The organism is Pedococcus sp. (assembly GCF_036000045.1).
Lineage (GTDB): Bacteria > Actinomycetota > Actinomycetes > Actinomycetales > Dermatophilaceae > Pedococcus.
This window is the reverse complement of sequence record NZ_DASYGF010000043.1, coordinates 15,425-29,665: the sequence shown is the minus strand read 5'-3', so window position 1 is coordinate 29,665 and position 14,241 is coordinate 15,425. Positions and strand designations below refer to the sequence as shown.

The 14,241-nt window shown below is 70.3% G+C and carries 8 protein-coding genes; 5 read left to right on the top strand and 3 right to left on the bottom strand.

The features are described 5' to 3' along the window. From VGN50_RS07370 to dxs, 5 genes are all read left to right on the top strand, one after another. A partial coding sequence (locus VGN50_RS07370; protein ID WP_327444074.1) for an aconitate hydratase occupies positions 1 to 2,497 on the top strand: 2,497 nt, incomplete at its 5' end. Between the two features lie 1,361 nt (positions 2,498 to 3,858). Then, positions 3,859 to 4,740: a hypothetical protein gene (locus VGN50_RS07365; RefSeq protein ID WP_327444073.1), complete on the top strand. Its 882-nt coding sequence runs from the start codon at positions 3,859 to 3,861 to the stop codon at positions 4,738 to 4,740. 73 nt (positions 4,741 to 4,813) lie between these two features. Then, positions 4,814 to 5,212: a hypothetical protein gene (locus VGN50_RS07360; RefSeq protein WP_327444072.1), complete on the top strand. Its 399-nt coding sequence runs from the start codon at positions 4,814 to 4,816 to the stop codon at positions 5,210 to 5,212. A gap of 87 nt (positions 5,213 to 5,299) precedes the next feature. Beyond that, entirely contained in the window at positions 5,300 to 7,402 is a 2,103-nt protein-coding gene (locus VGN50_RS07355; protein WP_327444071.1) for a glycogen debranching N-terminal domain-containing protein, read from the top strand. A gap of 61 nt (positions 7,403 to 7,463) precedes the next feature. Then, positions 7,464 to 9,335 carry a 1-deoxy-D-xylulose-5-phosphate synthase gene (gene dxs / locus VGN50_RS07350; RefSeq protein ID WP_327444070.1) on the top strand — a complete coding sequence of 624 codons (1,872 nt, stop codon included), beginning with the start codon at positions 7,464 to 7,466 and terminating at the stop codon, positions 9,333 to 9,335. A gap of 54 nt (positions 9,336 to 9,389) precedes the next feature. Here dxs and VGN50_RS07345 read toward each other — a convergent pair whose 3' ends face one another. The 3 genes from VGN50_RS07345 to VGN50_RS07335 all read right to left on the bottom strand — a co-directional run bounded on the left by VGN50_RS07345 (position 9,390) and on the right by VGN50_RS07335 (position 14,241). Further along, positions 9,390 to 11,501 carry a 3-hydroxyacyl-CoA dehydrogenase NAD-binding domain-containing protein gene (locus VGN50_RS07345; RefSeq protein ID WP_327444069.1) on the bottom strand — a complete coding sequence of 704 codons (2,112 nt, stop codon included), beginning with the start codon at positions 11,499 to 11,501 and terminating at the stop codon, positions 9,390 to 9,392. After that, positions 11,498 to 12,727 (bottom strand): thiolase family protein, encoded by a 1,230-nt coding sequence (locus tag VGN50_RS07340; RefSeq protein ID WP_327444067.1) that lies wholly within the window; start codon positions 12,725 to 12,727, stop codon positions 11,498 to 11,500. Before VGN50_RS07340 ends, VGN50_RS07345 begins: the two co-directional genes overlap by 4 nt. Positions 12,728 to 12,837: 110 nt before the next feature. Beyond that, positions 12,838 to 14,241, bottom strand: coding sequence for an HRDC domain-containing protein (locus VGN50_RS07335; protein ID WP_414694575.1), 1,404 nt, complete (start codon positions 14,239 to 14,241; stop codon positions 12,838 to 12,840).

Below are 14,241 nucleotides of genomic sequence, written 5' to 3'. Positions count from 1 at the left end.
GGACCCCAAGCGGGTGAACCCCCTCGCGCCCGCGGAAATGGTCATCGACCACTCGGTCATCGCCGACCTGTTCGGCACGGAGAACGCGCTGGAGCGCAACACCGACATCGAGTACGAACGCAACGGGGAGCGCTACCAGTTCTTGCGCTGGGGCCAGACCGCATTCGACGACTTCAAGGTCGTGCCGCCGGGAACCGGCATCGTGCACCAGGTCAACATCGAGTACCTGGCCAGGGTCACGTTCGTGCGTGAGGTGGGCGGCAGCCTGCAGGCGTACCCCGACACGCTCGTCGGCACCGACTCGCACACCACCATGGTCAACGGTCTGGGCGTGCTCGGCTGGGGCGTCGGCGGCATCGAGGCCGAGGCGGCCATGCTCGGACAGCCCGTCTCGATGCTCATCCCTCGGGTTGTCGGCTTCAAGCTGTCGGGCGCGATCCCTTCTGGCGCAACGGCTACCGACGTCGTCCTGACCATCACCGAGAAGCTGCGCCAGCACGGCGTGGTCGGCAAGTTCGTCGAGTTCTACGGCGAGGGCGTCGCCCAGGTCCCGCTGGCGAACCGTGCGACCATCGGCAACATGAGCCCGGAGTTCGGCTCCACCTGCGCGATCTTCCCGATCGACGACGTGACCCTGGAGTACCTGCGGCTGACCGGTCGCTCCGAGGAGTCCGTCGCGCTGGTCGAGGCGTACGCCAAGGAACAGGGGATGTGGCTGCAGGCCGGTCCCGACCAGCCCGAGGCTCGGTACTCCGAGTACCTCGAGCTGGACCTGTCCACGGTTGTGCCGTCGATCGCCGGCCCCAAGCGGCCGCAGGACCGCATCGCGCTGACCGACGCCAAGAGCGCGTTCCGCAAGGTGCTCCCGACCTACGTCTCCCACCATGAGGGCGACGCCGGCGCCGCGACCAGCTTTCCGGCCAGCGACCCCTCGCCGCAGGGCAGCACCGACGGCACCAACGGGGGAGACCGGCCGGGCGACGAGGGTGACGGCGCGGGCCGCCCGTCGAACCCGGTCACGGTGACCACCGGGGACGGTGCGTCCTTCGAGATCGACCACGGCATCGTGTCGATCGCCTCGATCACCTCCTGCACCAACACGTCCAACCCGTCGGTGATGATGGCGGCCGCGATGCTGGCCAAGAACGCCGTCGACCGTGGGCTGACCGTTGCGCCATGGGTCAAGACGTCGATGGCGCCGGGTTCCAAGGTGGTCTCGGACTACTACGAGAAGGCCGGCATGTGGCCCTACCTCGAGAAGCTCGGGTTCCACCTGGTGGGCTACGGCTGCACCACCTGCATCGGCAACTCCGGCCCGCTGTCTGAGGAGATCTCCGCGGCGATCAACGAGAACGACCTGGCCGTCGTCTCCGTGCTCTCGGGCAACCGCAACTTCGAGGGCCGGATCAACCCCGACGTCAAGATGAACTACCTCGCGTCGCCGCCGCTCGTCATCGCCTACGCGCTGGCCGGCACGATGGACTTCGACTTCGAGACCGAGCCGCTCGGCCAGGACACCGACGGCAAGGACGTCTTCCTCAAGGACCTCTGGCCGGCCCCGGCCGATGTCGAGCGGACCATCGCCGCCTCGATCAACCAGGAGATGTTCACCTCCGACTACGCCGACGTGTTCGCCGGTGACGAGCGCTGGCGCTCGCTGCCCACGCCCGAGGGTAAGACCTTCGACTGGGCGCCGGACTCGACCTACGTGCGCAAGCCCCCGTACTTCGACGGCATGAAGATGGAGACGACCCCGGTCGAGGACATCAGCGGGGCGCGGGTGCTGGCCAAGCTGGGTGACTCCGTCACGACCGACCACATCAGCCCGGCCGGGTCGATCAAGGCCGACAGCCCGGCAGGCAAGTACCTCGCCGAGCACGGGGTCGAGCGCAAGGACTTCAACTCCTACGGCTCGCGGCGCGGCAACCACGAGGTCATGATCCGCGGGACGTTCGCGAACATCCGTCTCAAGAACCTGCTGCTGGACGGCGTCGAGGGCGGCTTCACCCGCCTGTTCTTGAATGGTGATGGCCTGGCCGGCGGCGAGCAGACCACGATCTACGACGCGTCCGCGGCATACCAGGAGGCCGGAGTGCCGCTGGTCATCCTCGCGGGCAAGGAGTACGGCTCCGGCTCGTCGCGAGACTGGGCCGCCAAGGGCACCCGGCTGCTGGGCGTCAAGGCGGTCATCGCCGAAAGCTACGAGCGCATCCACCGCTCCAACCTCATCGGGATGGGCGTTATCCCGCTGCAGTTCCCGGCGGGGGAGTCGGCCGACTCGCTCGGGCTCGACGGCACCGAGACGTTCTCGATCACCGGCATCACCGGCCTGAACGATGGCGAAGCCCCGCGCACCGTGAAGGTCAGTGCGGAGCGCGAGGGCGGCGAGACGGTCGAGTTCGACGCGGTCGTGCGCATCGACACCCCCGGTGAGGCGGACTACTACCGCAACGGCGGCATCCTCCAGTACGTCCTGAGGTCGCTCGTCAACAGCTGAGCGTAGGCGGGCTTCACGTCGGTTCAACCGCGACCATCCGTGACAGCGCGTCACGGATGGTCGCGGTTCTTCTTTGAGGACGACCATCGGTGACGCCCGGGTCACCCGTGGTCTCGTATGCCGCCTGGTGCCCTGACCTGCGATGTCGCCGACTTTTGAGTTGCGGGGTCCACGCATCCGTGTTCAACTCGAAGAGTCGAGAACGTGTGACCCTTGAGCTGGGGAGTTCGGGGACATCCATTGGCAGGGACAGGCTGGCGAACGAGCCTCGTGCGGCTCGTGTTCGGCGCCGGGCTCCTCTGCGCGGCCTGGCTGCTGCTGGGAGCGGGGGAGGCGCGCGCGGACGATGCTCCGCGCGGGGCTTCCACGCCCAGCATCGGTGTGGTTCTGGAGATGGCCCATGTCGATGCCTGTCGGTCTGCACCTGCCTCGGCGAACAGGCGATCTCGCGCCGCCGTTCACGCAGACCTGGCTCGGCCCCTGGCTCGGCCAGTGGGTCACCGGGCGCGACCGATCGTGTCCGCCGCCCTGGCGACTGTCCAGCAGCGACCTGTCCTCGGGACTGACGTTACGACCGTCGCGACACGCGTCGTCCGACCCGTCGCACGCCCGGGCGAAGCCACGGTGGGGGCGTTGGCTCCTGTCGTGAGCCCGTTGTCACATCTGCCAGTCGTGCGGAGGCTGCCCATCGCCCCAGTGGCGGAAACGCTTGCAGGCGAAGGGCTCCGTGAGCCCGCCTTGACGGCCAAGCCGGACGCCCCACGTCGTCTCGCGACGCAGTCGCCACCAGCCGAAAGCAGGGCGCCCGTCGTCACCACGCCGACGGAGCCGGGCGTCGTCCATCGAGCGCCGGAACCTGCCTTCGCACTGTTGAGGGCCGTCCCGGCTGCCCCGGTCGTCTCGACGCCCCCCGGAGGCGATGCCCCCACGCAGCCGGGCGATCAAGGTGGGGTGCCTGTGCCTGTGCCCATGACAGCGAACGCGGGAAACTGCTCTGTGACAACGGATATGGCACTCCCGTCCTTGACCCCTGTGCTGCCGCAACCGGCATACGAGCGGGGTTTCGGACAGCTCTCCCGCTCTACCGGCGCCCCTGCGGAGGGACCGGACAACCGACCTGACTGATGCGTGCCGAGGCGCGGAGCATCGCGCCAACAGCACACAGCCGCCTACGGGCGGGACAACGCATCACAGGGAGGAATCAAATCATGCACGCATATCTGCGGAGGGGTCTTGAAGTGGCCCTCATGGTCGGAGGTGGTGTCCTGTTCTTCGCAGGACACGCATCGGCCGCCGACAGTACGACCGGGTCGCATAGCGCGGCCGGTGGAAACCAGCTCGTCGCGGCGCCAGCCGTACCGGTGACGGCGACGGGCAACTCCGTTGCGGTGCTGGGCAACTCGTCGAGCAGTGGTTCGTCGAGTGGTTCGGCTGCCGCTGCTCCGGCGGCTACGGGTTCGTCGGGTTCGACGACGACGGGTTCGGGTTCGGCGGGTGGTGGCAACCAGCTCACCTCGCCGGCGACCGCGCCAGTGACGGCGACGGGCAACTCCGTTGCGGTGCTTGGCAAGTCGTCCAGCAGTGGTTCGGCTGCCGCTGCTCCAGCGGCTACGGGTTCGTCGGGGTCGTCGGGTTCGACGACGACGGGTTCGGGTTCGGCGGGTGGTGGCAACCAGCTCGCCTCCCCGGCGGCGGCACCCGTGAGCGCGACGGGCAACTCCGTTGCGGTGCTGGGCAAGTCGTCCAGCGGTGGTTCGTCGAGTGGCGCCGCTCCGGCGGCTGCGGGTTCGTCGGGGTCGTCGGGTTCCACGGCGACGGGTTCGGGTTCGGCGGGTGGTGGCAACCAGCTCACCTCGCCGCCGCCCGCGCCAGTGACGGCGACGGGCAATGCCATCGCCGTGGGTGGCGACAGCACCGCCGGCGGGGCTGCGGCGACCGTGCCCGGCAGCACGTCTGGTGCCGCACCCGACACCACACCCGGCGCCGCGTCCTCTGATCTCGTCGCCGGTGCCGGGACTGGCGCCAGTCGGGACTCCGCAGGCGGGGGTGCGTCCAGTCAGGCGCGGTCGGCTCTGCCGGCCATCGCCTTGGTGGGTGCGGTGGCTCCGACCGCCGTGGCGCGGGCGACCGCATTGGCCAGCACGGGCATGAACGCCGTGTCGCTGCTGCTCCTGGCGATGCTCTGCCTGACCTTCGGCCTCGCACTCCTGGGGGTCAGGAGGGTGGTGCGGTCGGTCGCATAGTGACCTATGATCGAACGTATGTTCGATCTCTCCGATCCGCCTCAGGCAGCATCTGAGGCGCGAGGAGCCTGCGGTGTCGAGCCAGACCCGGCGGCCTAGCCCTCCCACGGGGGCGGTGCCGCCGGGCTGGCCACCACTGGTGCCACCGCCCGAGAGCGTGGGGTGGCAGGTGCCTGCGGTGTCCTGGCTGCTCGACTTCTGCCCGGCGGACTACCGGCTGTATGCCGGGTGGCGCCGCCAGCCGGTCGCCCTCGCCTGGGTGGCCACTCGCCACATCGACGCCCAGCTGGTGGCGATGCGTCAGGCCTACCGCGAGGTCCGGGTCGAGCTGGGTGGGCTGCTGACCAGCGAGGGGCTGGCTCAGGTGCTGGCAGACCTCGAGGCCGAGGGCGTCAGGCTCTTGGCGGCCCGGCGCAGCGCCGGGCTGGTCTACGACGCGTTGCAGGGCAAGCGCTACGTCCCCCGGCTGTGACGCCGTCGAGTAGTGCCGTCTCAGCCGGCCCGCGGCCTGGACCATGATGGAAGCCCCTGGTGACACGCACGACGAAAGGCCGCCCACGTGACCACCCCGGAACACCACCCTCAGGACCCGGTCGAGCCCTCGCCGCGCCAGCCGTGGCTGCACGAGCTGACGATCACGGCGGACGGCAGCTCGACCCAGGTGTCGTCCGCCGGGGGCGACATCGAGCGGGCCACGGCGCAGGGCTTCTACGTCGACGACGTCCGTCTGCTGGACGGGTTGGCGGTGCGGGTCGCGGGGGAGGCGGTCAGCCCCGTCGCCTCGGGCGCGCGCGGTGCGCGAGCCGAGTTCTTCGGCGTGGCGCGCGGGCTGGGGAGCCGTGGCGCAGACCCGACCGTCGAGGTCCGTCGCGTCCGGACCCTGCATGGTGCTGAGCTGGTCGAGGAGGTCACCGTCACCTCGCGCGCCGACGAGACGGTGGACGCCACCCTCGACCTCGAGCTGGCCTGCGACGCCATGCCCATCGGGTCGGTGAAGTCCGGCCTGCTGACCGGACCGGCCGTGGCGCCGGAGCGCCGCGAGGACGGCGTGGCGTTCGCCGCCGAGAGGCACGACGTGGTGGTCGGGTTCGACCCACCACCGGCCCGGCTCGAGCTGTCGGACGACGCCGCTGTCGCGCATTTCGACGTCGTGGTCGAGCCGGGCGGCCGCATGACGTGGCAGGTCCGCGTCGCGGCTGCCCGCCGGCAGCCGTCCGGGTTCGACGCCGAGCCCGGCGCCGACGCCGTCACCTGGGATCACGTGGCCGTCACGGCCGACGACCCGCGTCTCGCGCCCCTGGTGATGCAGTCGTTGGACGACCTGCGACACCTGCTGCTGCGTGACCCGCTGGAGCCTGCGGACGTGTTCGCGGCCGCAGGGTCGCCGTGGTATCTCACGTTGTTCGGACGCGACTCGATCTGGACCGCGCGGATGATGCTGCCGTTCGGCATCGAGCTGGCAGCAGGCACCCTCCGGGCCCTGGCCCGTCGACAGGGCACCCACGACGACGCCACCAGTGCCCAGCAGCCGGGCAAGATCCCCCACGAGGTGCGACGCACGGCATACGAGAGTCCTCGTGAGCAGCTGGTGCTCCCGCCGCTCTACTACGGCACTGTCGACGCGACCGCCCTGTGGGTCTGCCTGCTGGTCGACACGTGGCGATGGGGCCTGCCCGAGGCTGAGGTCCGCGAGCTCCTGCCTCATCTGCGGGCGGCTCTCGGTTGGCTCACCGGTCCCGGTCAGCCCGACGGTGACGGCCTGCTGAAGTACCTCGACACCACTGGTCACGGGCTCGCAAACCAGGGGTGGAAGGACTCCGGCGACTCCATGCGCTTCCGGGACGGTCGGGTCGCCGAAGGCCCCATCGCCCTCGTCGAAGCGCAGGCGTATGCCGTGGACGCGCTGGCCGGGGCCGCGGACCTGCTCGACTGGCTCGGGGAGCCGGGCGCGGAGGAGGCACGGCGCGAGGGGGCCCTGCTGAGGGACCGGATTCAGGCGGCGTACTGGGTCGAGGGCGACGCGGGACGCTACCTGGCGATGGCCCTCGACGGCCATGGTCGGCGGGTGGACGGCTTGGGGTCGAACATGGGCCACGTCCTGGGCACCGGCGTCCTGGACCCACAGCAGGCCAGGACCGTCGCGGACCATCTCACCGGCGAGGAGCTGCTCGACACGTTCGGTGTGCGCACGTTCGGCACCGGCAACGGTGGGTTCAACCCCATTGGCTACCACACGGGTTCGGTGTGGACCCACGACACGGCGATCGTCGCGCTCGGTCTCGCGCGCGAGGGACAGGACTCGGCCGCCGCCCAGGTGGCGCGCACCCTGTTGGCCGCGGGCGAGGCCTTCGACTACCGCTACCCCGAGCTCTACTCCGGCCTTCCCATGATGGGACGACCCTCTCCGTACCCTGCGTCGTGTCACCCGCAGGCGTGGTCGGCCGCGTCGGCCGGGGCCCTCGTGACTGTGGCGCTGGGACTCCAGGTCGACCTACCGCGCGGGGTGGTGCAGGTACGCCCCCTCCGACCGGCCCCGTTCGGCGCCCTGACCGTCTCCGGTATCCGACTGGGCGACGTCGTGGTGACCGTCAGCGTCGACGAGGCCGGGGTCGTGAGCCTGTCGGGGCTGCCGGACGGGGTCCGGGTCAGCGATAGCGCATAGACTCAGGCGGTTGTCCGGCAGTGACCGGACCTGTCGACCGCAACGGAAAGGACGCCTGCGCGTGGGAGTGCTCGAGACCATCGAAGGGCCGGCCGACCTCAAGGCGCTCGCCCCTGCCCAGATCCCGGCGCTCGCGCAGGAGATCCGCGACTTCCTCGTGGAGTCCGTCTCCAAGACCGGTGGTCACCTGGGTCCCAACCTGGGCGTCGTCGAGCTGACCATCGCCCTGCACCGGGTGTTCGACAGCCCGCGCGACACGATCGTCTTCGACACCGGGCACCAGTCGTACGTGCACAAGCTCCTCACCGGCCGCCAGGACTTCTCCAAGCTCAAGAAGCAGGGCGGCCTGTCCGGCTACCCCAGCCGCGCCGAGTCCGAGCACGACGTGGTCGAGAACTCCCACGCCTCCACGGCGCTGTCGTGGGCGGACGGCATCGCCAAGGGGCGCCGCCTGCGGGGCGAGCGCGGTCGGCATACGGTTGCCGTGATCGGTGACGGGGCACTGACCGGGGGTATGGCCTGGGAGGCGATCAACAACATCGCCGCCGACAAGAACCTCCCGCTGACCATCGTCGTCAACGACAACGAGCGGTCCTATGCCCCGACGATCGGCGGCCTTGCCGAGCACCTCGCGACGCTGCGCACCACGCGCGGCTACGAGCGGTTCCTCGACTGGGGCAAGAACACGCTGCACCGGACTCCGGTGGTCGGCGGCGCGATGTACGAGACGCTCCACGGGATGAAGAAGGGCCTCAAGGACATCGTCGCCCCACAGGGCATGTTCGAGGACCTCGGCCTGAAGTACCTGGGCCCCGTCGACGGTCACGACGAGGCGGCCGTCGAGGCCGCCCTGCGCCGGGCCAAGACCTTCGGCGGTCCGGTGCTCGTGCACGTCATCACCGAGAAGGGCCGCGGCTACGACCCGGCGCGGCGTGACGAGGGCGACCAGTGGCACGCCATCGGCAAGTTCAACCCCGAGACCGGCCTGCCGTTCGAGGTCAGCGGCCGGATCTGGACCGACGAGTTCAACGACGAGATGGTCGCGATCGGCGCCGAACGCGAGGACGTCGTCGCCCTGACGGCCGCGATGCTCATCCCGGTGGGGCTCGACGGCTTCGCCGCCGCCTATCCAGAGCGCGTCTTCGACGTCGGCATCGCCGAGCAACATGCGGTCACCATGGCGAGCGGCCTCGCGTATGCCGGGCTGCATCCGGTCGTGGCGATCTACGCCACCTTCCTCAACCGCGCCTTCGACCAGCTCCTGATGGACGCCGCGCTGCATCGGGCGGGCGTGACCTTCGTCCTCGACCGCGCCGGTGTCACGGGCAGCGACGGCGCGTCGCACAACGGCATGTGGGACATGACCCTCGCCTCGGTCGTGCCGGGCCTGCGGCTGGCGGCGCCCCGCGACGGCGACCAGGTGAAGGCGCAGCTGCGTGAGGCCCTGGACGTGTCCGACGGCCCCACCGTGATCCGGTTCCCCAAGGGCGATGTGGGTCCGGCCATCCCGGCGGTGCGCCGGCACGGCTCTGTCGACGTGTTGCACGAGACGTCCGCTGGGCGCTCCGACCTCCTGCTGGTGGGGGTGGGCGCGTTCGCCGCGATGGCCGTCGACGTCGCCGAGAAGCTCGAGGCCCAGGGACATACGGTGTGTGTGGTGGACCCCCGGTGGGTGCTGCCCGTCAGCGACGATCTCGTGGACCTGGCCCGGTCGGCGCGCGCGGTGGCCGTGGTCGAGGACAACCTCGTCAGCGGCGGGGTGGGCGCGGCGGTGAGCCTGGCCCTTCGCGAGGCGCAGGTGGCCACGCCCGTGCACCAGTACGGCATACCGAAGCGGTTCCTGGAGCACGGGTCGCGCAGCCAGGTCCTCGACGAGGTCGGGCTCACCGCCGACGCCGTCGCCACCGCCATTGCCCACGCTTGGTGCGACTAGCGCTCCCTCCATGGCGCGGACACGCCGCGCCTGGGGAGCGCTAGTCGCACAAGACTAGGCGGGGACGCTCGCAGCCCCGGCCGGCAGGAAGCGCTGGCCGGTGACCTTCTCGCTCACGCCCTCGCGGTCGAGCAGCGGGGTGATGCCGCCGTTCCAGAACTGGAACCCGGCACCCGTGATCATGGCCAGGTCGATGTCCATGGGAGCCTGCGCGACGCCCTCGTCGAGCATCCGCCGAGCCTCGTCGGCGATGACGCTGAGGACGCGCTCGCGCACCTCCTCGGTGGTCAGCACCACGGGGTCGGCGGGCTTGTCGAACAGCTGCTCGACCTCGGGGTCCACCACGGGCTTGCCCTCGGGCCAGATGTAGATGCCCGGCTTCTTGGCCTCGACGACCTTGCGCAGGTTGGGGGAGGAGTAGAAGCGGTCGGGGAACGCCTTGGCCAGAGTGTCGTTGTTGTGCAACGCGATCGCCGGCCCGACGAGACCCAGCAGGACGAACGGCGGCATCGGGGTCAGGCCGGCGAAGGCCTTGTCGGCCACCTCGATCGGCGTGCCTTCGTCGACGATCTTGGCGACCTCGCCCATGAAGCGGCCGAGCAGGCGGTTGACGATGAACGACGGGCTGTCCTTGACCAGGATCGTGGTCTTCTTCAGGGACTTGCCCGTGGCGAACGCCGTGGCCAAGGTGGCGTCGTCGGTCTGCTCGCCCTTGATGATCTCGAGCAGCGGCATCACTGCGACGGGGTTGAAGAAGTGGAAGCCCACGACTCGCTCCGGGTGCTGCAGGTCGGACGCCATCTCGGTGATCGACAGCGAGCTGGTGTTGGTCGCCAGGACGCACTCGGGCGAGACGACCGCCTCGACCTCGGCCCACACCTGCTTCTTGACCGACATCTCCTCGAAGACGGCTTCGAGGACGAAGTCGGCGTCGGCGAAGCCGTCCTTGGACGTCGCGCCGGTGAGCAGGCCCTTGAGGCGGTTGGCCTTGTCGGGCCCGATCCGTCGCTTGGCCAGCAGCTTGTCGATCTCGCCGTGGACATAGCCCACTCCCTTGGCCACCCGCTGCTCGTCGAGGTCGGTCATAACGACCGGGACCTCAAGACGCTGGGCGAACAGCAGGGCCAGCTGGCTCGCCATGAGTCCCGCGCCGACGATGCCGACCTTGGTGACCTTGCGAGCCAGGGACTTGTCAGGGGCTCCGGCCGGACGCTTGGCGCGCCGCTGCACCAGGTCGAAGGAGTAGAGCCCGGCCCGCAGCTCGTCTCCCATGACCAGGTCGGCGAGTGCCTCGTCCTCGGCTGCGAAGGCCTCGTCGCGAGCCGCCGTCCGGGCTGCGCGGACCAGCTCGAGTGCGCGGTAGGGCCCGGGGGCCTTGCCACCGGTCTTGGCGTCGACGAGACCCTTGGCGGCCTTGACGGCACCCTCCCACTCGGCTTCGTCGCGCGAGACCTCGGCCCGCTGGACCGTGACCTCGCCAGTGAGCACCCGAGCTGCCCACAGGAGCGACTCCTCGAGGAAGTCCGCCGGCTCGAACATGACGTCCGCGATGCCGAGCTCGAAGGCCTGGGCGCCCTTGAGCATGCGGTTCATGTTCATCGGGTTCTCGATGATGACCTTGAGCGCGTTGGCGGGTCCGATGAGGTTGGGAAGCAGGTAGCAGCCGCCCCAGCCGGGCACGAGCCCCAGGAACGTCTCGGGCAGCGCCAGCGCGGGCACGCCCGCCGAGATGGTGCGGTAGTCAGCCGACAGCGCGATCTCGACGCCGCCGCCCATCGCGGCGCCGTTGACGAACGCGAAGGTCGGCACGGGCAGGTCCATGATCGCTCCGAAGGCCGTGTGACCGGCCCGGGCGACCTCGAGCGCCTGAGCCCTGTCGGCAGCCTGTCCGACCGCCTTGAGGTCCGCGCCGACGGCGAAGATGAAGGGCTTGCCGGTGATGCCGACGGCCTGGATCTCGCCGGCCTCGGCGCGGGCCCGAAGCCCCTCCACGACCTTCGTGAGGTTCGCGATGGTCTCGGGGCCGAAGGTGTTGGGTTTCGTGTGGTCGAACCCGTTGTCGAGCGTGACGAGGGCGAGCGTGCCGGCGTCACCCGGCAGCCGGACGTCGCGGACCGGCGTGTGGGTCACGACCTCCTCGAACGCGGGAGTGGTCTGCTCGCTCATGCTGCGTCCTCCTTGGTGTCTTCCGCCCCGAAGTCGGCGTGGTGGGGGTTCTCCCAGATCACTGCGCCTCCCATGCCGATGCCGATGCACATGGCGGTCATGCCGTAGCGCACCTCGGGGTGCTCCTCGAACTGCCGGGCCAGCTGCGTCATGAGACGCACGCCGGAGGACGCCAGTGGGTGGCCGGTGGCGATGGCGCCGCCGTACTGGTTGACGCGCTCGTCGTCGTCGGCGATGCCGAAGTGCTCGAGGAAGGCCAGCACCTGCACCGCGAAGGCCTCGTTCAGCTCGAACAGGCCGATGTCGTCGATGGTGAGCCCGGCCTTGCCCAGTGCCTTCTCGGCGGCCGGGACGGGGCCGATCCCCATGACCTCCGGCTCGACGCCGACGAAGGCGAAGTCGACCAGGCGCATCCGCACGGGCAGCCCGAGCTCGGCAGCTGCCTCAGCGGAAGCCAGGATGCAGGCCGTCGCGCCGTCGTTGAGTCCTGCCGAGTTGCCGGCGCTCACGTTGCCGTGGGGGCGGAAGGGCGTCTTCAGCGCGGCGAGGTCTTCCAGCGTCGTGCCGGGGCGCGGCGGCTCGTCCTGCGTCGCCAGACCGAACCCCTGCTCCTGGTGCCGCGTGGCGACCGGGACCAGGTCCGGCTGGATCTGGTTGTTGGCGTACGCCTTCGCGAGCTTGTCCTGCGAGCCCACGGCATACGCGTCGCTGCGCTCCTTGGTGAGCGAGGGGAAACGGTCGTGGAGGTTCTCGGCGGTCGAGCCCATGACCAGCGCAGAGGGGTCGACGAGCTTCTCGGCCACGATCCGCGGGTTGGGGTCGACGCCCTCGCCCATGGGGTGCCGGCCCATGTGCTCGACACCTCCGGCGATGGCGACGTCGATGGACCCGAACGCGATCGACGACGCCGTGGTCGTCACCGCGGTCATGGCGCCGGCGCACATGCGGTCGATCGAGTAGCCGGGCGTGGTCTTGGGCAGGCCTGACAGGAGGGCGGCCATGCGGCCCAGCGTCAGCCCCTGGTCGCCGATCTGGGTCGTCGCGGCGATGGCCACCTCTTCCACCCGCTCGGGGGGCAGCTCGGGGTGGCGGCGCATGAGCTCACGGATGCATTTGATGACGAGGTCGTCGGCGCGGGTCTGGGCGTAGATGCCCTTCTCACCGGCCTTGCCGAACGGCGTACGAACGCCGTCGACGAACACGACCTCACGCAGAGTGCGGGGCACGGAGGGCCTCCCTTGACGAGGTGCTCGGATGACACCGGTATGCCGGTGCGTACAGTTCGATGCTACTGCTCGGTAACAAGGGGGTCACCGGGGCTCGCGCGTGAGAGCCGTCACGCCGTCCGGGTGTCGCCGTCAGTGCCCCTATCAGTGCCCTTATCAGTGTCGCCGTCAGCGCCAGTGCCGCCGTCAGCGCCAGTGCCGCCGTCAGCGCCGGTGCCGCTGCCGGCGACGGGGACGGCGTCCGGATGCGCCTCGAAGGCCGCCGCGATCATCGGGGCGACGATCTGGGTCTGCCAGCGCCGAGCGCCGAGCGCTTCGAGCGCCGCGGTGAACCCGGCAGCGCTGCGGTCGGCCGGAGGCGCCCAGATGACCCGTCGCAGGGGGTCGGGCGACAGGACGTTCTCGACGGGAACGACGTGTTCGGTGGCGAACGCCGTCACGGCCTCGCGGGTCATCGTCAGCCGGGCCGCGGCCACGGCATCGCGCTCGGCCCAGGCGCGCTGTGGTGGTGGCCCGTCCGAGCGGAGAGTCATGGGTGGCAGCTGAGCCTCGGTCAGGGCCTGGGCGCGACGGATGGCGTCCAGCCACTGGCGCTGGTAGCGCCGGACCGACCGGTGGCTGTCGGGCAGCTCCGCTGCCTTCGTCGGGGCAGCTGTCGCCAGCTCGACCAGCACCGCATCCGGCAGGACGCGGCCGGGGGACATGTCGCGGTCCTGGGCGACGAGGTCGCGGGTCTCCCAGAGCTCACGGACGATCGCGGCGGTGCGACGGTGCCGGACCCGGTGCATGCCGCTCGTCCGGCGCCACGGGTCGACCTTGGGAGGCGGCCCCGTGAAGGACAGCAGGGCCTCGAACTCCTGGCGTGCCCACTCCGCCTTTCCTTGCGCCGCCAGGTCCACGCCCATGAGGTTGCGCAGGTCGACAAGGACCTCGACGTCGAGTGCGGCATAGCGCAGCCACGGCTCCGGCAGCGGTCGCGTGGACCAGTCGACCGCCGAGTGCTCCTTGGCGAGGGTGAGCTGGAGGTAGTGCTCCACCACGGCAGCCAGCCCCACACGTGGCAGGCCCAGCAGCCGGCCGGCCAGCTCGGTGTCGAACAGCTGCCGCGGCGTCAGGCCGACCTCGGCGAGACAGGGCAGGTCCTGGGTGGCGGCGTGCAGGATCCACTCGGCGCCGCCGATGGCCTCGTTGAGGGGCGACAGGTCAGGGCAGGCGATGGGGTCGATCAGCCAGGTGCCCGAGCCCTCTCGGCGGAGCTGCACAAGATAGGCGCGCTGGCCATAGCGGTAGCCGCTGGCCCGCTCGGCGTCGAGCGCGACCGGGCCCTCACCGGCGGCGATCGCGCGAGCTGCCTCGAGCAGACCGCGCTCGGAGTCGACGACCGGCGGGACGCCGTCGACGGGCATGTCCAGAGGTGTCATGAGCAGGGCCGGCTCGACCGGCGACTCGACTACCTCGTCGGTCAGCGCCTGGGGCACGTCATGAGCTGCGGCACCGGTGTCGATCTCGGTCAT